Source organism: Haemophilus sp. SZY H53 (genome assembly GCF_054332375.1).
In genome coordinates this window covers 220,950-244,767 of record NZ_JBTGNV010000001.1, presented here as the reverse complement: position 1 = coordinate 244,767, position 23,818 = coordinate 220,950, and the positions used below count along the sequence as shown (strand labels likewise).

The following is a 23,818-nucleotide window of genomic DNA, read 5'->3' as shown; positions in this document are numbered from 1 at the left end:
ATCAACACCTTAAAACAAAAAATGCTCAAAAAAATAACCGCACTTTTAAAGTGCGGTCATAAATTAAGATGTTTTATTCACTCGTTTTATAACAATGACGGGGCAACACCAAGTAATTTTCGGGTGTAATCCACGGTTGGGTGGTTGAAAATATCTTCAGTGCTACCGGTCTCCAAAATTTGACCGCCGTACATCACGACAATACGGTCAGATACTTGGCGTACGGTTTGAATATCGTGAGAGATAAACACCATGGCAAGATTGAGTTCTTTTTTCAAGTCCGCCAATAAGTTTAATACCTGAGCACGAACGGATACGTCTAACGCAGAAGTCGGTTCATCCGCAACAATCAGTTTTGGATTCAGCGCTAAAGCACGTGCAATCGCCACACGTTGTTTTTGCCCGCCAGATAAACGAGTTGGCTCAACTTGTGCTGCAGAACGTGGTAAACCGACGCGAGAAAGCAAGTCATACACACGTTTTTCCCGTTCATGAGGTTGTAACACATTGTGAATATCCATTGGGTCACGCAAAATATCCAACACTTTCATACGAGGATTCAGTGCGGTTGCTGGGTCTTGGAAAATGACCGATACTTGGCGACCGAATTGTTTTCTCGCTTCTGAGCTGCCATATTGCATTTGTAAACCGTTGAATTTCACTAAACCAGATGTTGGTTTAAGAAGTCCAATTATTACATTGGCTAGGGTAGATTTCCCGCAGCCAGACTCCCCTACTAAACCAATGGTTTCCCCCGCTTTAATGCCAAGACTCACATTATTCACCGCTGTGAATTTTTTACGTCCAAACAATGAACCGTCGCGAGAAGGAAATTGCACCACGATATTTTCTAAATCGATGATGTTTTGTTCTTTAATGACTTTAATACTACTGCTCATATTATGCTCCTTTCGCTTCCGTTACAGGCTCAGCTAAATGAGAAGCCCACAAGTGAGACGGCTCACCTTCCACGGCGGTTAATATCAATTTTTGATCCGGATTAGCATCTGGTCGCAATGAACGACTTGCAAAACGGTCGCCGGCAGCAAAATCGTAAGGTGATGGTACGCTGCCCGGAATTTGATATAAACGTTTCGCACGGACTTCGGTTGAAAGGACAGAACCCAATAAGCCACGGGTATATTCGTGTGTTGGATTAGCAAGCAATAAGGATGTTGGTGCCATTTCAACCACTTGACCTGCATACATTACCGTAATGTGGTGAGCTAATTGTGCAACTAATGCTAAATCGTGGCTGACAAATACCATAGCAAAACCCAGTTTTTCACGTAATTCATTCAATAATTTCACCACTTCAGCTTGAACGGTTACGTCTAATGCGGTTGTTGGTTCATCGGCGATTAATAATTTCGGCTCACGAGTTAATGCCATTGCAATCACCACACGTTGACGTTGACCACCAGAAAGTTCATGCGGATAACGGTTCAACACTTTTTCTGGAGCGAGGTGTACCCATTCCAGCAATTTTTCTGCGGTATGGTGGCTACCACGTTTGATGAGCTGTGCCATTTGATCTTTGATACGCATTGATGGGTTTAATGCACTTAAAGAGTCTTGGTAAATCATCGCAATTTCAGAACCACGCAATTCACTTAGATTGTTAGCGTTAAGCAAACTGTGTTGTTTTCCGCTACGGTCTGTGAAAAGCACTTCCCCAGTAATTTTAGCTGTTTTTGGTAACAAGCCCATGATAGAGAATGCTGTAATAGATTTACCACAACCGGACTCTCCTACTAACCCCATGGTTTCCCCTTCATTTACGGTGAAGCTGATGTTATCAACCAATGGAATTTCACCATAACGATTCGGGAAACGGATTGATAAGTTTTTCACTTGTAAAATCGGTTTTGCATTTGGATCTAATTGCATACGATTCGTACGGGTGATTTCTTTTTCATGTAATTTGAGCAAGTAACGTTTTAATGCAAGACCTTCAGAAAGCGCTTCTTGTACGTCAGTAGAAAGACGTTCATCTGATTTACCTTCTGGTTTTTTACCGCCTTTCAAGCGCGGGTTAACCAAGGCATCGGTAAGCCCTTCCGCTAAGATATTTAAGGCTAATACGGTTAAAAGAATCATCACACCCGCAAAGGTTGTCGCCCACCATGCACCGTTTAATACGATGTTACGACCTTCAGAAAGGATGTTACCCCATGAAGGATGTGGAGGTTGTACACCTGCGCCTAAGAAAGAAAGCGAGGCTTCAAACACAATAGCATCTGCCACCATTACGGTCGCGAAGACTAAAACCGGTGCCGCGGTATTGCGTACAACGTGTTTGAGAAGAATATAAGTACGGCTACCACCAATAACACGTTCAGCACGCACATAGTCTTCATCCCATTGTGATACCACATTCGCACGAACTACACGAGCAAGTTGCGGGGTATAAACCACGGCAATGGTGATGATAATGACCGGCACTGAGTTACCAAAGGTTGCTAATAACACTGCCGCTAATGCGATACCTGGGAAGGCCATTAAAATATCCATTAAGCGCATGATAATTTCATTGCCCCATTTCTCGGATGTGGCTGCAGTTGCACCTAAAACACTACCGAAAATAATGGCGCAAGCTACCGCACCTAAACCGATAAATAAGGACGTTTGGGCACCATAAACAATACGAGAGAAAATATCACGACCAAGTCGATCAGTCCCAAACCAATATTCCGCACTTGGAGCACGCATACGTGCGATCACTTCTAATGGATCATGTGTTGCTACCCAAGGGGCAAATACCGCCACTAAAGCAACGAAAACTAAGAATAATAATGAAATTTTTGATGCGGTGGAAAGTGCTCGGAATCTCGCACCGCTTGCAGCTAATCGATCTGCTAAACCTTGACGAAACATTATAGACTCCGAATTTTAGGGTTAATCAACACATAGAGAATATCAACGATAATATTCACTAAAACGAAGGTAAAGGCGATTGTCAGAACCACCCCTTGTACTAAGTGTAAGTCATGATTGACGATACCGTTAAAAATCAATTTACCCATGCCCGGTAAGTCAAAGATTTGTTCGATAACTACCGCACCACCAAGTAAGTAGCCTACGCGTAAACCTAATACTGTTACTGGTGTGATTAATGCATTACGTAATACGTTGTGACGAATAACAGTTGCATAAGGCACACCGTTACCAATCGCCGTTCTCACATAATCTTTATCCATTTCTTCTACCATGGTTGTACGCACCACACGAATTAATGACGCACATACCGGCACGGCAAGTGCAAGAGATGGCAAAATCATGGAATTGATATACCCCATCGGGCTTTCGCTGAATGGCACAAAACCACCTGAAGGCAACCAATCTAACTCCAAAGAGAACCATTGAATAAGTAAGATACCTAACCAGAATGAGGGGGTCGCAACCGCTGCAACAGAGATTAAACGAATCACTTGGTCTACCCAGCTATCACGATAAAGCGCGGCCAGTACACCTAATGAAAAAGAGACTACTGCCGCAAACACCACACCAATTAGGGTAAGTTGTAACGTGATTGGGAAAGATTTCGCTAGCATGCTACTGATTGGTAATTCTGGTGGCATAGTCACACCAAAATCCAATACAAGTAAATGACCTAAGAAACGAAAATATTGAACAAAGAGTGGATCATTTAAGCCGTGTGATTCGCGGTAAAGTTGTTTTGCTGCTTCACTCGCACTTTCGCCTAGTGCCACCGTAGCGGGATCACCTGGTGTAAATTGAAGCACCACAAAAACGAGTGCTGTTACACCTAGAATCATGACTGGCAAAGCCATCAATCGACGTAACAATAATCGAAGTATCATATCCATCTAACTTCTCCTGTTCTAGCTTGAGAAATTCGTTCGCTTCAAAAATGAAGCAAAACAATCAAATTCAAAAACAAAATGAATTACAGTAATCATAGTGTTCAGCTCAAGCCCTGTCAATCCAAGTACATAGAGCAAAATTCAAATCTGTGATCGGCTTCACAAAGATTTTTTTGAAATGAAATTGAGAGAAAAAATGATTGAAAAACAGAGAGAAAAATGACCGCACTTTGAGATAAAAAGGAAAGAAAAAAGGCTGTTGATTGCTCAACAGCCAAAACATTAAATTAAAAAGCACTTTTATTTACGGCCCACACCGAGGAAAGATAAACCGGTTGTTGCCAATGGTTGATAGCCTTCAAGGCTACTATCATCCCATGCTGAAGGAAGTTTACGATGAACAATCGGATAAAGTGGTACTTCAGCCGCAATAATGTTAATCGCCTCTTCCCATGATTTTTTCGCTTCAGCGTGATCTTTTGCTCTCACTGCTGCATTGAGTAATTCAGTCACTTTCGCAAATTCAGGGGTATTACTCCAACGGAAACGACGTTTCGGCCATACATCACCACGATACCACCAGCTTAAAAGCAAGTCTAAGTCATTACCGAACACTGATGGGTCACCCGGTGCGATTGCCACTTCATATACACCTGGATCTACGTTGTTGCTGTATAACGCACCAGATTGTAAGTGTTGTAAAGTCACTTTCACACCTGGAATCTTATTCCAAGACTCTAAAATTAACGGTGCAGATTCTTTCACCCAGTCATGGTCGGTTGCGAGCAATTCAAATTTAAGCTCAGTTACACCGGCTTCTTTTAATAATGCCGCGGCTTTTTCCTGATCATAAGGATATTGAGTTGATGCCTTAATATAATCTGGGTGAGTCGTTTGTAAGTATGATGTTGCAGCTTCTGCATTACCATCAAATACAATATCAACCAGTTTGTCAGTGTTTAAACCATAGTGTAACGCTTGACGTACTTTTGGATTATTAAACGGTGCTTTTTCACAGTTAAACATTAAGAATAGCAAGCCGAAAGATTGAACGGATTGCACTTGTTGTTTTTTGTTTTTCAAGCGACTAATGTCTAAATAAGGCACGCTTTCCATTGCTTGAGTACGTTTAGACTCTTGTGCAGTCACACGAGCTGCGGCATCAGAAAGTAATAACCAAGACATTTTTTCAACTTGCGCTGGATATTTACCATTGTAAGGTTCATACGCTTCAAAGACGATTTTGTCATCTTTCACAGCTGAAACAAATTTGAATGGACCAGAACCAACTGGGTGCGCATCAAATGCAGATTGACCGACTTTGTCGATTACATGTTTCGGTACAATTTTCACACAAGTTAAACGGTTAGCAAATAAAGCAAATGGATATTTCAATTTAAATTCCACCACTTTATCATCCACAGCTTTCACACTTTCAATGAAATCAATAAACATCACAAATAAAGATTTATTGGCTGGATCCATAATACGATTGAAAGAATACACAACGTCTTCAGTGGTGACTGGTGCGCCATCATGGAAGGTTGCGCCTTCACGTAAAGTAATGCGCCATGTTGTTTCATCAACTTGTTCTGGCTCTTTTCCTGCTAAAGCAAGATAAGGTTCACGAGTTGCAGGATGCAAATCCACTAAACCTTCAAAAATGTGCAAGTTTGCTGCATAAGGTGAAGCGCCACTTGATGTCATTGGGTCAAAACCGGTAGAAAGCGGATAAGCAATCCCCGCTTCAATAGTTTTACCTTTAATTTCTGCAGCAAAGGCTTTTGGTGCAAATGTGCCTAATGTACCACTAAATGCAAGACCCGCCCCCACGCCAGCCATAAGTTTCATAAAATGACGACGAGATTCATTCGTTTCAAAGGAAAAATGCTTTGTCATACTAAACTCCTGATGAGTAATAAAATCATATTTTGGGTTTTTAAACCTAGCCAAACATTTCATTCGAAAATGAAGTAAAGCAATCAAATCTTAGAACAAAATGATTTGCATCAATCATAGTCATCTTCGCTTCATTCTGTCAAAGGGGAAATATTGAATGTGTGATCTACTTCACAGAGTTTTTTTCCGCACCTTAAAATAAAAACTTTTAACTATGTATAATTTTTATAAATAGGTTTTAACTATTAAATCACTAGATAATATGAAATAGCTATCAGAAAAAATGATGCTTATAATGACCACACTTCCTAAGCAAGGGAACAATATTTTAATTAACAATAAAGAGGAAAATACTATGTCAAAAACATCAATCGGTTTAGATAAAAAAGCATCTGAAAAATTAGCAGCAAAATTAAATGAATTATTAGCAACCTATCAAGTATTCTATACCAACGTGCGCGGTTACCACTGGAACATTAAAGGGGTAAACTTCTTTGAATTACACGCAAAATTTGAAGAAATCTACACAGATTTAGTAGTAAAAATAGATGAAGTGGCAGAACGTATCTTAACTTTAGGTTACACACCGCATAACGGTTATTCACAATACTTCCAACACTCACGTATTAAAGAAGAGTTAGGGGTAAGTGATGCGCAATCTTGCTTAAAAGGCACATTAGAAGGATTAAAAGTACTACTTGAACAACAACGTGAAATCCTTGAATTAGCGGGTGAGTCTGATGATGAAGGTACCGCTTCTCAAATGAGCGACTACATCAAAGAACAAGAAAAACTTGTTTGGATGTTCCAAGCCGCTTGCCAAACTTGCCATGGTTAATTAAATATTGATTAAATGCGAAAGCCGATTCATGTCGGCTTTTTTATTTTCTACACGACCGGTTTTTGTCGATAGAACAATAGTCCTGGTAAGGCTAAGCCCAAAACAAGAGCGCCCAAAATAAAGCTGGTATTGATAAAAGAGCTGATCATTTGCTCAAATAATTTATCGGAAAAGCCATAATGGTGAATTTGTACGATAGCAATCATCGCTTTATAAGCATGAACACCTGGAATCATTGGAATAATTGCCGCAACAGTAAAGACTTTCGGATGGGCTAAATAACGATGAGATAAATGCACCCCAATAAAACCAATTACACAAGTGGCGAAAAAAGTGGCAAAAACAATTGGGACACCAAAGTGTAGTAATAAAGTTCGTGTGACATGTCCAAGTGCACCTAAAATCGCACAATACTTTAAGGCTTTAGGCGGAACATTAAATACTAAAGCAAATCCTACTGCGGGGATGGCAGCAAAAAGCATATCATCGAGTAAATTCAGTAAAAACATCTTATTACCCCACCCAAGAAACAATATTTAAAAGATTTAACGCAAAGACAATACCTAAACAAGCACCAAAAGTGAGAACCGTAGCGATGGTCCAGCGTCCTATTCCCATATTGACATACCCTTTTAAAATATCCGCAAGTGAATTAATTAATGGGAATCCTGGAACGAGTAATAAAACGCTAGACGCTAATGCGATATGGGGATCGTTGCCTAAACTATATTTCAAACTCATACCTGAAATAAGTGAAGCAACAAACGCGGTAATGGCAAAAACGATGAGTGGATTGTAATGACGTTTAGAAATTTCTTGTCGAATAAACATGGCAATGGCAGAAGCAATAAAGGTGATCGCACAAATTGTCATATCTCCGCCAGAAAGGTGAGCAAAAGAGGCACAAGATAAACCAATCATAAACACCACCAAATAACGGTTATATTTTAGTGGTTTTAACTTATCCAATTTCTTTTGTGCCATAGACAAATCATACAAATGATGCTCTACGGCAACCACAATGTGCTGAACATCCGTAACGATTTGCATATTAATGCCTTTATCGACATTCTTACGCACTGTGGTAATGCAATGTTGTTTAGAAAGTGTGGTCAATAAGACGGCATTTGCCGTTAAAGCACACTCCACGCTTTCAATGCCTAAAGCTACACCTAATCGCTGTGCCATTTGTACGACAACAGCACTTTCTGCTCCATGCTGTAACAATAACAAAGCGGTTTCCACACAAATGCGGGTAACCGCTCGTTGGTATTCCTGATCCATATCTCTACGCTCTTATTAAAGTAAACGTAGAGATTATAGATCGATGAATAAAAAATACTGAAAAAATGACCGCACCTATGATCCAAGTCAAAACTTCAGTATTTCCAATGCCTATGAATCAGCAGTGATTAAATGGCTTTATCAAAATATAGCGGCACATTGCTTAACTTAGCCATATTCGTGATATAAGCTAAAACTGCTGGTGGAAATTCGATGCCTTTCACACAAGTTAGATTTCGTAATACAGGGAAAACGATAATATCTTCAAGAGAAAGTTGGCCGTTTAAGGCATTTTCAGATTGAATTAATACAGCTAATTTCTTTAAATCCCCTTTTAAGCGAGTAAGATAGGTTTCAGTCTTCGCAATATTTTCAGCAAAATCCCCAATAAATTCCGTTTTCTTTTTAGTGAAATAATCGACCGCACTTTGGGTTTCAAATTCTGCTAAGCCAATTTGCGTGAAGCGTGCAGTCGTAAGATGACCATAATAACTGCCGACTTCTTTTAACCACGCTTCAATTTCAGGACGAACGTGTTCAGATAAGATTTTTTCACCAAAATGTTCATCGACATAATGCACAATATCTAAACTTTCTGGCATCGCTGCACCATCTTCTTTGACAAGAATTGGTACAACCTTTTTCCCCACTAAACCGATTGGCGTTGCTTCATCATCATTCGCGAGCACTACAAGCTCTACCGACAAATTTTTTAAACCGAAAATCATGCGAGCTCGCACACAAAATGGGCAATGATCGTAAACATATAATTTCATTTTTTACTCCTCTTTTTCCTGTAATAACTTGCCTAATCCACTTTGTCGTTTCACGGTATTTCTGACCGCACTTTGCCAAATTTTTTCATTGGCAAATACAGAAAGCTGATTTTTTGCACGGGTAACACCGGTAAATACCAGCTCTCGTGAAAGCACTGGATTAGGTTCTGTTGGTAACACCATGACGGTATGTTCAAACTCCGAACCTTGGGATTTATGAATCGTCATCATAAACGCAGGCTCGTGAGCGGGAATACGACTGGTCGAAACTTCTCGATTGCCGAACCACACTTTGCCTTTAGCTAAACACAAGCCAATATCACCGTTATACAGTTTCACATTATGATCATTTTCCGTAATCATAATTGGTTTACCAATATACCAATCGTCCTCTTGACGGAACCAAAGTAATTTCTCAGCACGCAATACCAAAGCAATTTCTCGATTTAACTCTTCTACACCTAATGCCGAAGCACGAAGTGCGGTCAAAAATCTCACCGAATTAAAACGGTCTAAAATCGCTTCTGCATAAGTTTTCTCATTGCCCTTTTCATCTATAAATTTTGCATTAAGATCTTTCTTCTGAGCAAAATAAGTTTGAAGCTGGGTTAAATAAACACGGTAATTTTCGACCGCACTTTTCACCACTTGGCGAACCGATTCTTTAATATCTTGTTCTTCATCAAAATGATGGAAATGCAATTCTTCTGGGTATTCCGCAAAAGTCGCCACACTGCCCTCACCTTTTCCTTGTTGAATTTGCTCAGCAAGTTGTTTAATGCCCGAATCATCTCGGAAACGGCGACTAAAGGTTAAATGGCAAATGGCATCACGCAACGGACTATGTTCATCTGAAGTTGGAACGGTATAGCCTGTTGTTGCATGAATATAATCAGCTTGAGCTGGGCTATAATCTTGCGTTAAAAACTGTGCTATTTCCCCTAATACCGCTCCCGCTTCCACTGAAGCTAATTGAGCTTGGTCACCCAATAAAATCAAACGCGTTTCGGGTTTCAACGCTTGCACCAGTTTCGCCATCATCGGCAAATCAATCATCGAGGTTTCATCCACTACTAGCACATCGATTTGCAGTGGATTATGCGCATGATATTTCACGCTATCGGTAAAAGGTCGAACGCCTAGTAAACGATGCAACGTTTCTGCTGTTTTAGGAATGGATGCGCGTAACTCATCTGAAATCGGCATTTGTGCCAAAGCGTTTTCGATAGATTCCGTTAAACGAGCTGCGGCTTTTCCTGTTGGTGCGACCAATTTAATGTGAAGTTTGCCACCAAATAATTCCTGTAATACACATAACAAGCGAGTGACTGTCGTGGTTTTCCCTGTTCCCGGTCCACCTGTAATCACAGAAAATGGACTTTTTACCGCCGTTGTGACAGCTACTTTTTGCCAATCAACTTGCGCTTGTTGTTGAGGGAAATAACGATCTAATAATGGCCGAATTTGTTGCGGCTCTACCGATAAAGTGCGGTCATTTTTCAAGGCGTTTTTAATATATTGCGCAACGCGGAATTCATCTTGCCAAGCTCGATAGAAATAAATCGCCCCAAATTGAAATGCGAGAGGCGCAATCTGATTTTCAGGATCTTGTGTAAAAGCAATATGTCCCGCTAAGGCTGATTGCCATTTTGATACAGGAAGCGAACCAATCTTTTCATTGATCAGTGACAAAAAATCCGTTTCAGTATGACGATAAGCCAAGCCGAATAAATTACGTTCTAAGAAACGATCTAACACACAACAAGTATTGCCTTGCGTATAGCTCCAGTTGCAAAGTGCGGCTAATAAAATCGCTAAATTTTGTACGGTCTCTGCATAGCCTTTATCTTTTTGTTTATCAGCAATTAATTGAGCAAAATAATAATCGCCTTGAGTAATCACACCTTGTTCTTGCAAGGATTTTAATAGGCTTAACATTAAAATAATTCCTCTAATTGTTGGATTAATTGCCAATCTGGTTTATCAAAAAAGATGCCCGATTGCGGCGAACCATTCATTCCTCGTAAAAATGCATAGACCACACCACCAAAATCTCGGTTGTAATCGTAGTGAGGCAAACGTGTTTTTAAATAACGGTGTAATGCCACCACATACAACAAGTATTGCCAATCATAATGATGCTCTAACATGGCTTTTTTCAATGCAGCTTGATCGTAATCCTTTAATGTATCACCTAAGAAATTCGATTTGTAATCAAGCAAATAATATTTATCTTGATGACAGAAAACTAAGTCCATTGTGCCTCGCACCATGCCTTGAATATCATCAAACTGTAACGGTTCTGACGGCAAATGATGTAAGGTTGATAACGCTCGATTAAAACCTGTGACATCAAAATGGCTTGTGATATTGAGATAAAATGCCAACTCTTTTAAGCATTGTTTTTCGTTAATTTGTGCAAGGGTAAAATCATCGTTTGGCAAAATTGGCGTGCTGAGTATTTGTGCAAACCAGTATTGAACTGCTACAAATTGCTCTTCTGCAAGATTCAAATCCTGACATAATTTTTCAATATTTTCTTTCTCAGCTAGTTGAGCAAAAGGCACCTTTTCAAAATAACGATGCAATAACGTACCGATTTGTGTTCCCCGTGGGAAATCTAAAACCATTTCATCGTTATCATGAGCAAGTGCGGTCAGATTTTCAGGGATATTTTCTGTTGAAATCGAGGCATCATAATCTTTCGCGTCATCAAAAATGAGCGATTTTTTCACCGCACTTTCATTCAAATAAGCTTTGCGTTGATGGGTTTGTTCTATGCCACTAAAGCTCGTCACTCGCCAATCTTGTTCAATTTCACCTTGGAAAATTTCTGCACTTAAATTTTCTTGAGAAACATTTAAAGTAAGTGGTTCACTGGCTTGTAACACATCGGTTGATTCAATCTCTACATCATTAGGTAAAAGTTGCTTAAATTTTTCCAATAATGGTTGAGTATCCCAATTATTTGGCAAATCGAGTTTTCGACCAATTTCACCTTGCGTTAAAACATACAATAAAGCATTCCATTTTTTATCAAAGGCTTTCGGTAACACAAAGGCCATTTGATATTTTGCTCGAGTCAATGCTACATAAAGCAAACGCAATTCTTCCGCAAAAACTTCTTCTGTTAAATCATCCAAGTGTTGATCTTGCATATCCCACAAGGTTTTCTCTTCATCACTGTTGTAATATAAATTAAACAGTTTCTTCTGCTTACCTGATTTTGTTGGGTCTTTTGCTTCATTACCTAAAAATGGCAACCAAACCAAATCATATTCCAATCCTTTGGATTTATGGATAGTCACAATCTTCACTAACTGACGTTCGCTTTCTAAACGAATTTGTGCTTCTTGACGGCCATTATCTTGAATTTGCTTTTCAAACCAGCGCAATAATGCCGCTTCACTTTCATTTAATGCGGCTGCTTGCTGTAAAATTTCAGCTAAATGTAATAAATCCGTCAGTTTTCGTTCGCCATCAGGCCGAGATAAGAGTTTTTCTGTGATATTTTCAGCTAAAAGTAAATGGTGCAACATCGGCAATACGCCTTGGCGTTGCCAAATTTGTTGATACTCTGCAAATTTTTCTGCCCAACGTTGCCACTGAATTTCATCCTGGTGAATTTGGTGAATTTCAGCTGCATTTAAGCCGAAAAGTGCGGTCGCAATTGCATTCAAAATTGGGCGTTCCGTCACACTCAAACAAGCTTGCAAAATCAAGGCCAGTTCTTTTGCTGTATTACTCTCAAAGACATTTCCCCTATCCGAAAGGTAAACCGAAGCAATACCGAGTGATTGCAATTCTTTTTTCACCAGATCTGCTTCAGTATAACCACGCACCAAAACAGCAATATTTTCTGCTCGCAATGTTTGATTTTCTGCTTTGCTTTCATTCGGAAAAACAACCGGATTTTCAGCCGTACTTTTTAACCATTGCTGAATCGATGTCGCACAAGCTTTCGCATAATCTTGCTGGGTGGATTTGTCTTTATCGTTAATATAAAAACGGAAGGCTGGTTCAGGTTGATTATTCAACTGAAAAACAAGATTTTTCTTGGCTGCACCGACATTTAAAAATTCGATGTTTTCATAAATAAAGGGATCATTTTCAAAATCAAATAACCGATTTACCCCTTCCACTAAAGGTTGGGATGAACGGTAGTTTGTGCCTAAGTTAAAACGCTCGTTCGCTTCTTTTGCTGCTTTTAGATAAGTGAAAATATCGGCACCACGGAAACGATAAATCGCCTGTTTTGGATCCCCGATCATCATAAAGCCAACATTACCAGACGCGCTTTCATTGTGATAAATTTTCGAGAAAATTTGATACTGTAACGCATCCGTATCTTGGAATTCGTCAATCATGGCAAAGGGATATTGAAAACGAATTAATTCCGCTAACTGTTCTCCGCCCTCACCATATAGTGCTTCTTTCAATAAGCGTAATAAATCATCAAAGGATTTTTCAGGATGATTCGCTTTGTATTCAAGGAGTTTCTTTTGAATACCTTGACGATAGTGATAGAGAATGATTTTTTTAAATAAATCACTTGGTTGAATTTCTTCAATTAAAGCCTCAATCTCTTCAAAGGCTGGATGTGTTATTCTCACTCCTTTTTTCTTGAAAGGTGCGTTGACCGCGTTATCTAAAGCCGATTGCGTAAATTTTTTTACTAGCGTTTCATTTAAGGTGATATCTGCTCTATTTTTTGCCCATGAGGTGACTTCATCGACAAGAGATAAAATTGTTTTACTTGAATGTGTTTTTCCATTTAAACAAGATTTCTCTTTTTTCACGACTTCTTCATCAAAAAGGTTTCGTATTTCAACCGCACTTTCTAACCAAGTATCTTTAATCTTTTCAATAATTTCCGCATTTTTAGTGATATCTTTTTGCAAAAATTCTTTTAATGACAGTTCTAATAGTTCTGGTTTATTCAGTTGTATAGAAAAATCATTCCCAATGTTTGAGCCTAAATCATTCAATACATCTTCTGGCGACTTTAATTCTTTTGAGATAAATGCAGCTAAATGAAAAGGCAAATCATAAAAATGCTCCCGCCAAAATTCATTTGCAAATTGTTTGAGTAAATCAGACTGATCTTTGAGAAGTTTTAAATTGAAATGCACGCCTGAATTGAAAGCATGTTGCATCAGCATTCGGCGACAAAAACCGTGAATGGTATAAATGGAGGCTAAATCTAAATTTTGTTCGGCCAGCTTTAAGCGGCGAAGTGCAGTCGGAATATCCCCTAAATAAGGCAACAATTCCGCTAAAAATTGATGTTCTCCAGTAAAAATCGCCTTGTCTTGCTTTTCATAATATTCAGAAAAAACCGAAATTGCCGCCGTTAAACGTTCCCGAATTTTGCGTTTTAAATCTTCTGTCGCCATTTCAGTAAAGGTTACCACCAAAATCTCTTCCACATTCAACGGACGAGGAAAACAATTCTCACCAGCCTGTAAAAGTAAACGAAGATAGATAGAACCAATGGTATAGGTTTTCCCTGTACCTGCAGAGGCTTCAATTAAATTGACTTGATTTAAGGGCAACGAAATAGCATTAAGTGCGGTTGATTTTTGGCTCATTTTTTATTTTTTTGGAAACATTAGTGTGTTCTTATTGTAGAGGAATTTCCATAGAAATTCATTTAGTTATTATTTATTTCTTGTATAATTTGGAGCATTTATATCATTAATAATGACACAAAATATTCTGAGGATTTTATGGCAGCAGCAATTCAACAACGCGCCGAACTTCAACGCCGTATTTGGCAAATTGCTAATGATGTACGCGGTTCTGTCGATGGTTGGGATTTTAAACAATACGTTTTGGGCTCACTTTTCTATCGCTTTATTAGCGAAAACTTTGCTAATTATATTGAAGGTGGTGATAAAAGTGTGAACTATGCCGGTTTATCTGATGACATCATCACGCCAGAAATTAAAACAGATGCGATAAAAACCAAGGGCTATTTTATTTACCCAAGCCAATTATTTAAAAATGTCGTGGCAACAGCCAACACTAATCCGAATTTAAATACAGACCTAAAAAACATTTTTACAGCTATCGAAAACTCCGCTACTGGCTACCCTTCCGAACAGGATATCAAAGGCTTATTTGCTGATTTTGATACCACCAGCAACCGCTTGGGCAATACCGTTGCCGATAAAAACAGCCGTCTCGCTGCCGTATTAAAAGGCGTTGCCGAGTTAGATTTTGGTGACTTTGAAGATAATCATATTGATTTATTCGGTGATGCTTACGAATTTTTAATTTCCAACTATGCTGCTAATGCCGGTAAATCGGGTGGCGAGTTCTTTACGCCACAATGCGTTTCCAAGCTGATTGCTCGACTGGCTTTATATGGACAAGAGAAGGTCAATAAAATTTACGACCCTGCGGCCGGTTCAGGTTCTTTATTATTGCAAGCGAAAAAACAATTTGATGAACACATCATTGAAGAAGGATTCTTTGGGCAAGAAATCAATCACACCACTTATAACCTTGCTCGTATGAATATGTTTTTGCATAACATCAACTACGACAAGTTTGATATCGCCCTTGGCAACACTTTAATGCATCCGCAATTTGGCGAGGATAAGCCCTTTGATGCCATTGTTTCTAACCCACCTTACTCCGTGAAATGGATTGGCTCAGACGATCCAACGCTAATTAACGATGAACGCTTTGCCCCTGCTGGCGTGCTTGCACCAAAATCCAAAGCGGACTTTGCCTTTATTTTACATGCGTTAAGTTATCTTTCAGCAAAAGGCCGTGCGGCGATTGTCTCCTTCCCCGGCATTTTTTACCGTGGCGGTGCGGAACAAAAAATTCGTCAATATTTGGTGGATAATAACTATGTGGAAACCGTGATTGCGCTTGCTCCAAATCTCTTTTTCGGCACCAGTATTGCGGTGAATATTTTGGTGCTTTCCAAACATAAACCCGATACTCAAACCCAATTTATCGATGCCAGCGGTTTATTTAAATCCGCCACCAATAACAACATTTTAGAAGAAGAACATATTGAGCAAATGCTCAAACTGTTTGCCGATAAAGAGAATGTACCGCATTTGGCAAAATCAGTCTCCTTTGAAGAAATCGTTAAAAATGACTACAACCTTGCGGTGAGTTCTTATGTGGAGCAAAAAGACACCCGCGAAGTCATTGATATCGATGAGCTCAATGCGCAAATTCGTGAAACTGTTGCCAATATTGACTGCTTGCGTGCCGAGATTGACAAGATTGTGGCAGAAATTGAGGGATAAAATGTAGGGTGGGCTTTAGCCCACCAATAAGATTAAAAAATAACAGCAAACCGTAGGGTGGGCTTCAGCCCACCAATTTACGATAACTTGCGGTGGGCTGAAGCCCACCCTACGAGAAGCAACAAAAATACAATGAAAAACAACCGCACTTTTTTAGAAAAATTATTGGATGGGGCTAAGGTTGAGTGGAAGCCTCTAAAAGACATTCTAATCAGAACTAAAGGCACAAAAATTACAGCTGCTGAAATGAAAGTATTGCATAAAGACAATGCACCACTAAAAATTTTTGCTGGCGGGAAAACATTTGCATTAGTAAATTTTGAAGATATCCCTGAAAAAGACATCAATAAAAATCCTTCAATTATTGTAAAGTCTCGAGGAATTATTGAATTTGAATATTACGATAAGCCTTTTTCTCATAAAAATGAAATGTGGTCTTATTATTCAAATGATAAAAATATTAATATTAAATACATTTATTATGTTTTGAAAAATCAGGAACCCTATTTCCAAAATTTAGGTTCAAAGATGCAAATGCCTCAGATTGCAACACCTGATACAGATAAATATTTAGTCCCCATCCCCCCACTCTCGGTCCAAACCGAAATCGTAAAAATTTTGGACGCATTGACAGCCCTTACCAGCGAGCTTACCAGCGAGCTTACCAGCGAGCTTATACTACGCCAGAAACAATATGAATACTATCGGGAAAAATTGTTATCTTTTGATAGTTTAGAACAATTAAATTCGGGGGGGGGGAAGAAGAAACTTATTGATGTGGCTATTTATGCAAAATCACGCATCTCGACTGATAAATTGGATAAAGAAAATTATATAGGGGTAGAAAATTTACTTCAAAATAAACTGGGTAAAACAAGTTCCAATTATGTACCAACTGAAGGCTCATTTATTGAATATCTTCCTAATGATATTTTAATTGGAAACATTCGTCCCTATTTAAGAAAAATCTGGTTAGCAGATAAAACAGGTGGAACAAATGGTGATGTGTTAGTTATACGATTGACAGATGAAAACATTATTTCACATTATCTTTATCATATATTGGCAAATGAACATTTCTTTGAATATAACGTTAAATATTCAAAAGGTGCAAAAATGCCTCGAGGGGATAAAACTGCAATTTTGCAATATGAGTTTGATGTTCCCCCACTCGAAGAACAACACCGCATCGTTTCAATCCTCGATAAATTTGAAACCTTAACTAATTCCATCACCGAAGGCTTGCCTTTAGCGATTGAACAAAGCCAAAAGCGGTATGAATATTACCGAGAATTGCTATTAAATTTCTCGTAACCCGTAGGGTGGGCTTCAGCCCACCAATTAATCACAACAAACGGTGGGCTAAAGCCCACCCTACGAACGACAATTTGGAATAATATATGTCTAATTATCGTCGCAATTTTACTAAAGGTGGATTATATTTTTTCACAATTGTTTTACAAGATAGAACAAAATCTTATCTAACTGACTATATCAATGAATTTAGATCTGCATATAAACAAACTTGTGAACATTATCCATTCGAAACAGTAGCAATTTGTATTTTGCCCGATCATATTCATTTACTGATGCAATTACCTGAAAATGATGATAATTACGCAATACGCATCGCATATTTAAAAACACAATTTACACGACAACTTCCAAAAGAATGCCGACAATTTAATAAAAATAGACAAAAATATCGAGAATCAGGTATTTGGCAACGCCGATTTTGGGAGCATTTAATTCGTGATGATAAAGATTTAGCGAATCATTTAGATTATATTTATTACAATCCTGTGAAACACGGCTATGTTGAGGTAGTAAAAGATTGGCCGTATTCTTCCTTCCATCGTGATGTGAAAGCAGAGATTTATCCTGAAGATTGGGGAGGCAACCCAGATTTGAAAATTAAAGGTGATATATAACAATACTGTAGGGTGGGCTTTAGCCCACCAATTAACAATCATAAATAAAACGGTGGGCTAAAGCCCACCCTACAAAAACTAAAAAGCAAAAGCATTAAGGAACTACTTATGACCCAATACAAAACTATCGCTGAATCTAATAATTTTATCGTTTTAGATCAATATAATAAGTTTGTTGAAGAACCTAATGCCGGTTATCAAACGGAAGGTAGCCTTGAGCGTGAGTTTATTCGTGATTTACAGGCGCAAGGCTATGAGTATTTACAAGAAATCAATGGTCATGATGCGTTGATTAAAAACTTACGGGCACAATTACAACGCTTAAATAACGTGGTTTTCTCTGATGCGGAATGGCGACGTTTTTTAGAGGAATATTTGGATAAATCGAGCGATAGTCTGATTGAAAAAACCCGTAAAATTCATGATGACTATATTTATGATTTTGTGTTTGATAATGGACGCATTCAGAATATCTATTTGCTAGATAAGAGAAATCTTACCAATAACACTCTGCAAGTCATCAATCAATTTGAGCAAAGCGGTAGCTATGATAATCGTTATGATGTGACGATTTTGATCAATGGTTTACCGCTTGTGCATATCGAACTAAAAAAACGTGGCGTGGCGATTCGTGAAGCCTTTAATCAAATTCACCGCTACAGCAAAGAAAGTTTCAATAAAGAAAATTCTCTCTTTAAATATATTCAGATTTTTGTCATTTCTAATGGCACAGATACCCGATATTTTGCCAATACCACCAAGCGAGATAAGAACAGCTACGACTTCACAATGAATTGGGCAACGGCAAAAAATACTCTGATTAAAGATTTAAAGGATTTTACGGCGACATTCCTACAAAAACATACCCTGCTCAATGTGTTGGTGAATTACTGCGTGTTTGATGTTTCCGACACCCTATTAATTATGCGCCCCTATCAAATTGCCGCCACCGAGCGTATTTTATGGAAAATCAAAAGTTCTTATTTAGCAAAAAGCTGGAGCAATAAAGAAAGTGGTGGCTATATTTGGCATACCACAGGTTCAGGCAAAACGCTCACCAGCTTTAAAGCCGCACGTCTTGCAACAGAATTAGACTTTATTGAAAAAGTATTCTTCGTAGTAGATAGAAAAGATTTGGACTATCAAACTATGAAAGAATACCAGCGCTTTTCACCGGATAGCGTGAATGGCTCGGAAAGTACGGCTGGGCTAAAACGCAATATCGAAAAAGACGACAATAAAATCATTGTTACCACCATTCAAAAACTCAACAACCTGATGAAATCGGAAGATAAATTACCGATTTACGATAAACAGGTCGTTTTTATCTTTGATGAATGCCATCGTTCTCAATTTGGTGAAGCGCAAAAAAATCTAACGAGAAAATTTAAAAAATACTATCAATTTGGTTTTACCGGCACGCCTATTTTTCCAACTAACGCATTAGGTGCCGAAACTACAGCCAGTGTTTTTGGCATCGAACTCCACTCTTACATTATCACCGATGCGATTCGTGATGAAAAAGTGTTGAAATTTAAAGTGGATTACAATGATGTACGACCACAATTCAAGAGCATTGAAACCGAAAAAAATCTTGAAAAACTGACCGCACTTGAGAAGAAACAAGCCTTTTTACAGCCTAAACGCATCGAGCAAATAGCCCAATATGTTTTAGATAATTTCAAACAAAAGACACATCGCTTTAATGCGGGTAACAATGGCTTTAATGCGATGTTTGCGGTAAGTAGCGTAGATGCTGCTAAAGCTTATTATCAAACGTTTAAACAGTTACAAAGTGCGGTCAAAAATCCACTTAAAATTGCAACAATCTTTTCGTTTGCCTCGAATGAAGAACAAGATGCGATTGGCGATATTGTTGATGAAAGTTTTGAAGTAGAGGCAATGAACTCTTCTGCTAAGGAATTTTTAAAATCTGCCATTGATGATTACAACGGCTATTTTGCCACCAATTATGATGTGGATGCAAAATCGTTCCAAAACTACTATCGTGATCTCGCCAAACGCGTCAAAAACAAAGAAGTGGATTTACTGATTGTCGTTGGAATGTTTTTAACTGGTTTTGATGCCCCAACCTTAAATACGTTATTTGTAGATAAAAACTTGCGTTATCATGGTTTGATTCAAGCTTATTCTCGTACAAACCGTATTTACAACAGCACCAAAAGTTTCGGCAATATCGTCACTTTCCGCGACTTGGAACAAGATACCATTGATGCGATTACCCTTTTCGGTAAATCCAATACGCGCAATGTCGTTTTGGAAAAAAGTTACCAAGAATATATGGAAGGCTTCACCGATGCGGGTGTTGCCCGTCGTGGTTATTTAGAGGTTATTGCTGAATTGCAAGAACGCTTCCCAGATCCAGATGTAATTCAAACGGAAAAAGACAAAAAAGACTTTGTGAAATTATTTGGTGAATATTTGCGGGTTGAAAACATTCTGCAAAACTATGATGAGTTCGCTGCTTTACAAGTATTTCAATCACTCGATACCAGCGATGCAAAAGCCGTTGAAGACTTTAAAGAAAAATATTATTTAACGGACGAAGCTTTTGCTGAAATGCAACCTATTGATATGCCAAGCGAACGTAGCATTCAGAATTACCGTTCAACTTACAACGATATTCGGGATTGGCTCCGTCGTCAAAAAGATGGTGAGGAAAAAGCAAAATCGACCATTGATTGGGACGATGTGGTGTTTGAAGTGGATTTATTAAAATCCCAAGAAATCAATCTAGATTACATCTTAGAATTGATTTTTGAACACAACAAGAAAATGAAAAATAAATCTGAGCTGATTGATGAAATTCGAACCACAATCCGAGCGAGTCTAGGTAATCGAGCCAAAGAAAGTTTAATCGTAGATTTTATCAATCAAACGGACTTAGATAGCATAGTTGATAAAGCCGGTATTATTGAATCTTTCTTCCAATTTGCCCAAAAAGAGCAACAGAAAGAAGCTGACGAATTAATTAGCAGTGAAGGGCTGAATATTGATGCCGCGAAGCGTTATATTAACGTATCCTTAAAACGCGGATATGCTAGTGAACAAGGTACGGATTTAAATGATGCCCTACCGAAAATGAGTCCGCTTAATCCGCAATATCTCACGAAAAAACAAAGCATTTTCCAAAAGATCGTTGCCTTTGTTGAGAAGTTTGTTGGGATTGGTGGCGAGGTTTGAAAACTTAAACCAACTATATAGAATTAAAAAGGTGCAATCTATTGATTGCACCTTTTTATTTTGTCAGTTATATCAGAAATTAGAACGTTAAAACTTTATCCGCCCATAATGTCCACTCGGATACATCATCTAAGGTACCAAGGGTCACGCCATCAATTAATTTAGCGTCTAATAAACCACGTGCTTTTACGCAGCTGGTGCATAATTTAATTTCAGCACCTTGTGCCGCTAAAATATCGATAAGTTGTTGGATATTGAAACCTTCGTTTGGATTTTGCCCAGCAATACCGCATAAAATCGCATCAGAAAAGCAGAATAATTTAATATTCACATCCTTGCTGTACTCTTCTTTCATATTGATAGCGAAACGAACAGCGTTGAATGTTTTTTCTCCGCTATATGGGGAATCATTGACGATAAAAAGAATATTTTGCATAACGTACTCCTTGTTGTAAAAACTGTGATTAAAATAGGAGAAGAAATATTGCTTCCCCTTTATTTAGCCAACCCAAATGAATTTAGCGATAAATAATAAAGATACAACCCAAACAGGCGCATTTACTTCTTTGATTCTACCTGTTCCAACTTTCATAACGCAATAACTAATAAAGCCAAATGCGATACCTTCAGTAATTGAATAAGTAAATGGCATCATCGCTGCAGTGATAAAAGCAGGCGTGGCTTCGGTTAAATCATCCCAGTGTACACGAATAAGACTAGATGCCATTAAAATCCCTACATAGACTAACGCCCCTGCGGTTGCATAAGCCGGTACCACACTAGCTAGTGGCGAGAAGAAAATGGTAAGTAAGAATAAAACACCGACTGTCACCGCTGTTAAGCCAGTTCTACCACCGACAGAAACTCCTGCACCACTTTCAATATAGGTACTGATAGCGGATGTGCCGATATAAGAACCCACTACCGCACTCATACTATCTACATAAAGGGCTTGTTTCATTTTCGGGAAACGACCTTTTTCATCGCTGAAACCTGCTTTATCAGTCACACCTAATAACGTGCCTGATGAGTCAAATAGGTTTACTAAAAGGAAAGAGAAAATGATGCCGAGCAAAGCGGTATCTAAAGCACCTGCAATATCCACTTTACCCACAACCGTACCTAAGCTTGGAGGCATAGAAACAATGCCGTGGAAAGTCACTTGATCATCAATAAAAAGGGCTAAACCAGTGACTACTGCGATAGAAATTAAAACACCAGAGAAAATATTACGTGCAGCTAAAACTACGATAATAAAGAAACCTAATACGCCAAGCAGAATTTTCGGATCATGTAAATTGCCTAATGCCACTAAGGTTGCAGGATTCGCTACAACCAATCCCATATTTTTAAAGCCAATTAACGCAATAAAAAAGCCGATACCCGCACCAATTCCCACGCGTAGTGAAAGCGGAATGGAAGCCATTAACCAATAACGGATTTGGAATAAGGTGAGAACAAATAAACCAATTGAGCCCCAGAAAATGGTGCCCATGCCCACTTCCCAAGAATAACCAAGCTTGCCAACAACTACATAAGCAAAGAACGCATTGAGCCCCATGGCAGGTGCAAGGGCGATAGGTAAATTACTGAATAATCCCATCGCAATGGTGCCGAGTGCGGCAATTAAACAGGTAGTCACGAAAACAACTTGCTTATCCATTCCCGCATCACCTAATACGGATGGGTTCACAAACACGATGTACACCATGGTAAAGAAGGTGGTAATACCGGCAATAATTTCGGTTTTGGTCGTACTGCCCTTTTCTTTAATGGAAAAAAGGCGTTCAAGTAAAGATTGTTGCATTGTCTTCCCCTTAACTTAAATTAATAACCTTGGTGATAAATCGACTCAAGTAATTTCACACCTAATAAGGCAATATTGAAACGTTGCTCATCTGCAACCGTCCAAAATTCGATGCCATTTTCAACCGCACTTTGTTGGCTAATATGCAATTTTACGCTGTCTTCACCATTTTCATTTTCACCGTTAATCACAGGCGTAATAAGGCTATCGTGTAATTCAACCAATTCGCTTTGTTGTGGCTGGTAATCAAATTCATAATCTGAAAGTGCGGTCACTTTTTGTGCCATGCCGTAGAAGACTGGCACTTGAATTTGGTGGAAAATTACATTGCCTAACTGTGGAAAGATTTTTTGTAATTGCAGATTTAAATTTGCCGCTTGTTGTGGAAACACATCAAAGGCAAAACGAGTTTCACCTTCTTCTAATGGCATACCATTCAGTAAACGAGCGGTTTGTCCAGCAAGTTTATTCACGGTTTCACCATCCGTATAAGAAGCCGGTAAAAGTGACGTTGCAAAAACTTGAGTTAAATTTGTTTGTTGAACGATTGGTAATAAAGATAAAGCTAATTGACTCACTTGCGGATCGGGCAAACTCACAATGTTACGTTGTCTTAACTCAGTCAGATTTTCTTCATTGATTGTAGGGACCACGACGGGTACATCAGACAATGCAGCACAAATCCCTTTTAAATCAATCACCACACAGCCACTTTCTGCGGCTTGAGCTAATAAGGGGGCTTGGTCAATTTGGCCAGCGAAGAAAAGATAATTAATGCTATCCCACTCAATCTCATCGGTGGCTAATTGAGCAACGGCTTTATTGCGAAAACGTACTGCTTGCTCTTCTTCAAAAGGATAAATTTCTACAATTGAAACCTTGCCAACATCTAGCTCACTTTGTTCAAGGGCTTCGGCAATTTTTTCACATAGATCAAATTCTGCTGCAATAGCAATATTTAGGCTTGCGTCCATT

General features: G+C 38.8%; 17 protein-coding genes. 5 read left to right on the top strand and 12 right to left on the bottom strand.

Annotated features, from left to right (window positions below; all coding sequences use genetic code 11):
• Positions 1–86: 86 nt before the first annotated feature.
• The 4 genes from ACXVWB_RS01240 to ACXVWB_RS01225 all read right to left on the bottom strand — a co-directional run bounded on the left by ACXVWB_RS01240 (position 87) and on the right by ACXVWB_RS01225 (position 5,726).
• On the bottom strand, positions 87–899 hold the full coding sequence (locus ACXVWB_RS01240; protein WP_005696082.1) for an ABC transporter ATP-binding protein: 813 nt from the start codon (positions 897–899) through the stop codon (positions 87–89).
• Position 900: 1 nt separating this feature from the next.
• Entirely contained in the window at positions 901–2,877 is a 1,977-nt protein-coding gene (locus ACXVWB_RS01235) for a dipeptide/oligopeptide/nickel ABC transporter permease/ATP-binding protein (RefSeq protein ID WP_289901765.1), read from the bottom strand.
• Positions 2,877–3,830: an ABC transporter permease gene (locus tag ACXVWB_RS01230; RefSeq protein WP_049358061.1), complete on the bottom strand. Its 954-nt coding sequence runs from the start codon at positions 3,828–3,830 to the stop codon at positions 2,877–2,879. Before ACXVWB_RS01230 ends, ACXVWB_RS01235 begins: the two co-directional genes overlap by 1 nt.
• A 297-nt stretch (positions 3,831–4,127) precedes the next feature.
• The gene (locus ACXVWB_RS01225; RefSeq protein ID WP_289901764.1) at positions 4,128–5,726 is read right to left on the bottom strand and encodes an ABC transporter substrate-binding protein; all 1,599 of its coding nucleotides are present in this window, start codon (positions 5,724–5,726) and stop codon (positions 4,128–4,130) included.
• Positions 5,727–6,081: 355 nt separating this feature from the next.
• Between ACXVWB_RS01225 and ACXVWB_RS01220 the strand changes: the two genes are divergently transcribed.
• The gene (locus ACXVWB_RS01220; protein ID WP_289901763.1) at positions 6,082–6,564 is read left to right on the top strand and encodes a Dps family protein; all 483 of its coding nucleotides are present in this window, start codon (positions 6,082–6,084) and stop codon (positions 6,562–6,564) included.
• A 50-nt stretch (positions 6,565–6,614) separates the two neighbouring features.
• Here the strand turns inward: ACXVWB_RS01220 and ACXVWB_RS01215 are convergent, their stop codons facing one another.
• The 5 genes from ACXVWB_RS01215 to recB all read right to left on the bottom strand — a co-directional run bounded on the left by ACXVWB_RS01215 (position 6,615) and on the right by recB (position 14,218).
• Positions 6,615–7,076: a threonine/serine exporter family protein gene (locus ACXVWB_RS01215; RefSeq protein WP_049363622.1), complete on the bottom strand. Its 462-nt coding sequence runs from the start codon at positions 7,074–7,076 to the stop codon at positions 6,615–6,617.
• Positions 7,077–7,080: 4 nt separating this feature from the next.
• Positions 7,081–7,851 (bottom strand): threonine/serine exporter family protein, encoded by a 771-nt coding sequence (locus ACXVWB_RS01210; protein ID WP_289901762.1) that lies wholly within the window; start codon positions 7,849–7,851, stop codon positions 7,081–7,083.
• Positions 7,852–7,979: 128 nt separating this feature from the next.
• A complete protein-coding gene (gene grxB, locus ACXVWB_RS01205) occupies positions 7,980–8,627 on the bottom strand; it encodes a glutaredoxin 2 (RefSeq protein WP_289901761.1) in 648 nt (215 codons plus the stop codon).
• 3 nt (positions 8,628–8,630) lie between these two features.
• Positions 8,631–10,565, bottom strand: coding sequence for an exodeoxyribonuclease V subunit alpha (gene recD, locus ACXVWB_RS01200; RefSeq protein ID WP_289901760.1), 1,935 nt, complete (start codon positions 10,563–10,565; stop codon positions 8,631–8,633).
• The gene (recB, locus tag ACXVWB_RS01195) at positions 10,565–14,218 is read right to left on the bottom strand and encodes an exodeoxyribonuclease V subunit beta (RefSeq protein ID WP_289901759.1); all 3,654 of its coding nucleotides are present in this window, start codon (positions 14,216–14,218) and stop codon (positions 10,565–10,567) included. The genes recD and recB overlap by 1 nt, the downstream gene beginning before the upstream one ends.
• Before the next feature lie 138 nt (positions 14,219–14,356).
• On the opposite strand from recB, the gene ACXVWB_RS01190 reads away from it, so the two are divergent.
• From ACXVWB_RS01190 to ACXVWB_RS01175, 4 genes are all read left to right on the top strand, one after another.
• Positions 14,357–15,901: a type I restriction-modification system subunit M gene (locus tag ACXVWB_RS01190; RefSeq protein WP_289901758.1), complete on the top strand. Its 1,545-nt coding sequence runs from the start codon at positions 14,357–14,359 to the stop codon at positions 15,899–15,901.
• A gap of 132 nt (positions 15,902–16,033) precedes the next feature.
• Positions 16,034–17,215, top strand: coding sequence for a restriction endonuclease subunit S (locus ACXVWB_RS01185; RefSeq protein ID WP_289901757.1), 1,182 nt, complete (start codon positions 16,034–16,036; stop codon positions 17,213–17,215).
• Between the two features lie 86 nt (positions 17,216–17,301).
• On the top strand, positions 17,302–17,832 hold the full coding sequence (locus ACXVWB_RS01180; RefSeq protein ID WP_071162753.1) for an REP-associated tyrosine transposase: 531 nt from the start codon (positions 17,302–17,304) through the stop codon (positions 17,830–17,832).
• A 108-nt stretch (positions 17,833–17,940) separates the two neighbouring features.
• Complete coding sequence (locus tag ACXVWB_RS01175) at positions 17,941–21,036, top strand: type I restriction endonuclease subunit R (protein WP_289901756.1); 3,096 nt, start codon at positions 17,941–17,943, stop codon at positions 21,034–21,036.
• A 79-nt stretch (positions 21,037–21,115) separates the two neighbouring features.
• Here ACXVWB_RS01175 and ACXVWB_RS01170 read toward each other — a convergent pair whose 3' ends face one another.
• The 3 genes from ACXVWB_RS01170 to ACXVWB_RS01160 form a co-directional block, all read right to left on the bottom strand.
• A complete protein-coding gene (locus ACXVWB_RS01170) occupies positions 21,116–21,472 on the bottom strand; it encodes a DsrE/DsrF/TusD sulfur relay family protein (protein WP_289901755.1) in 357 nt (118 codons plus the stop codon).
• Positions 21,473–21,535: 63 nt separating this feature from the next.
• Positions 21,536–22,843: an NCS2 family permease gene (locus ACXVWB_RS01165; RefSeq protein ID WP_289901754.1), complete on the bottom strand. Its 1,308-nt coding sequence runs from the start codon at positions 22,841–22,843 to the stop codon at positions 21,536–21,538.
• A gap of 20 nt (positions 22,844–22,863) precedes the next feature.
• Positions 22,864–23,817 carry an oxidoreductase gene (locus ACXVWB_RS01160; RefSeq protein ID WP_289901753.1) on the bottom strand — a complete coding sequence of 318 codons (954 nt, stop codon included), beginning with the start codon at positions 23,815–23,817 and terminating at the stop codon, positions 22,864–22,866.
• Position 23,818: the final 1 nt, after the last annotated feature.

Excerpts from the sequence above, each read along its gene's own strand:
- ACXVWB_RS01235 (WP_289901765.1), bottom strand. The coding sequence starts at position 2,877 with ATGTTTCGTCAAGGTTTAGCAGATCGATTAGCTGCAAGCGGTGCGAGA.
- ACXVWB_RS01185 (WP_289901757.1), top strand. The coding sequence starts at position 16,034 with ATGAAAAACAACCGCACTTTTTTAGAAAAATTATTGGATGGGGCTAAG.
- ACXVWB_RS01180 (WP_071162753.1), top strand. The coding sequence starts at position 17,302 with ATGTCTAATTATCGTCGCAATTTTACTAAAGGTGGATTATATTTTTTC.
- grxB (WP_289901761.1), bottom strand. The coding sequence starts at position 8,627 with ATGAAATTATATGTTTACGATCATTGCCCATTTTGTGTGCGAGCTCGC.
- ACXVWB_RS01225 (WP_289901764.1), bottom strand. The coding sequence starts at position 5,726 with ATGACAAAGCATTTTTCCTTTGAAACGAATGAATCTCGTCGTCATTTT.
- ACXVWB_RS01160 (WP_289901753.1), bottom strand. The coding sequence starts at position 23,817 with ATGGACGCAAGCCTAAATATTGCTATTGCAGCAGAATTTGATCTATGT.
- recD (WP_289901760.1), bottom strand. The coding sequence starts at position 10,565 with ATGTTAAGCCTATTAAAATCCTTGCAAGAACAAGGTGTGATTACTCAA.
- ACXVWB_RS01170 (WP_289901755.1), bottom strand. The coding sequence starts at position 21,472 with ATGCAAAATATTCTTTTTATCGTCAATGATTCCCCATATAGCGGAGAA.
- ACXVWB_RS01215 (WP_049363622.1), bottom strand. The coding sequence starts at position 7,076 with ATGTTTTTACTGAATTTACTCGATGATATGCTTTTTGCTGCCATCCCC.
- ACXVWB_RS01190 (WP_289901758.1), top strand. The coding sequence starts at position 14,357 with ATGGCAGCAGCAATTCAACAACGCGCCGAACTTCAACGCCGTATTTGG.
- recB (WP_289901759.1), bottom strand. The coding sequence starts at position 14,218 with ATGAGCCAAAAATCAACCGCACTTAATGCTATTTCGTTGCCCTTAAAT.
- ACXVWB_RS01175 (WP_289901756.1), top strand. The coding sequence starts at position 17,941 with ATGACCCAATACAAAACTATCGCTGAATCTAATAATTTTATCGTTTTA.
- ACXVWB_RS01220 (WP_289901763.1), top strand. The coding sequence starts at position 6,082 with ATGTCAAAAACATCAATCGGTTTAGATAAAAAAGCATCTGAAAAATTA.
- ACXVWB_RS01210 (WP_289901762.1), bottom strand. The coding sequence starts at position 7,851 with ATGGATCAGGAATACCAACGAGCGGTTACCCGCATTTGTGTGGAAACC.
- ACXVWB_RS01230 (WP_049358061.1), bottom strand. The coding sequence starts at position 3,830 with ATGGATATGATACTTCGATTATTGTTACGTCGATTGATGGCTTTGCCA.
- ACXVWB_RS01165 (WP_289901754.1), bottom strand. The coding sequence starts at position 22,843 with ATGCAACAATCTTTACTTGAACGCCTTTTTTCCATTAAAGAAAAGGGC.
- ACXVWB_RS01240 (WP_005696082.1), bottom strand. The coding sequence starts at position 899 with ATGAGCAGTAGTATTAAAGTCATTAAAGAACAAAACATCATCGATTTA.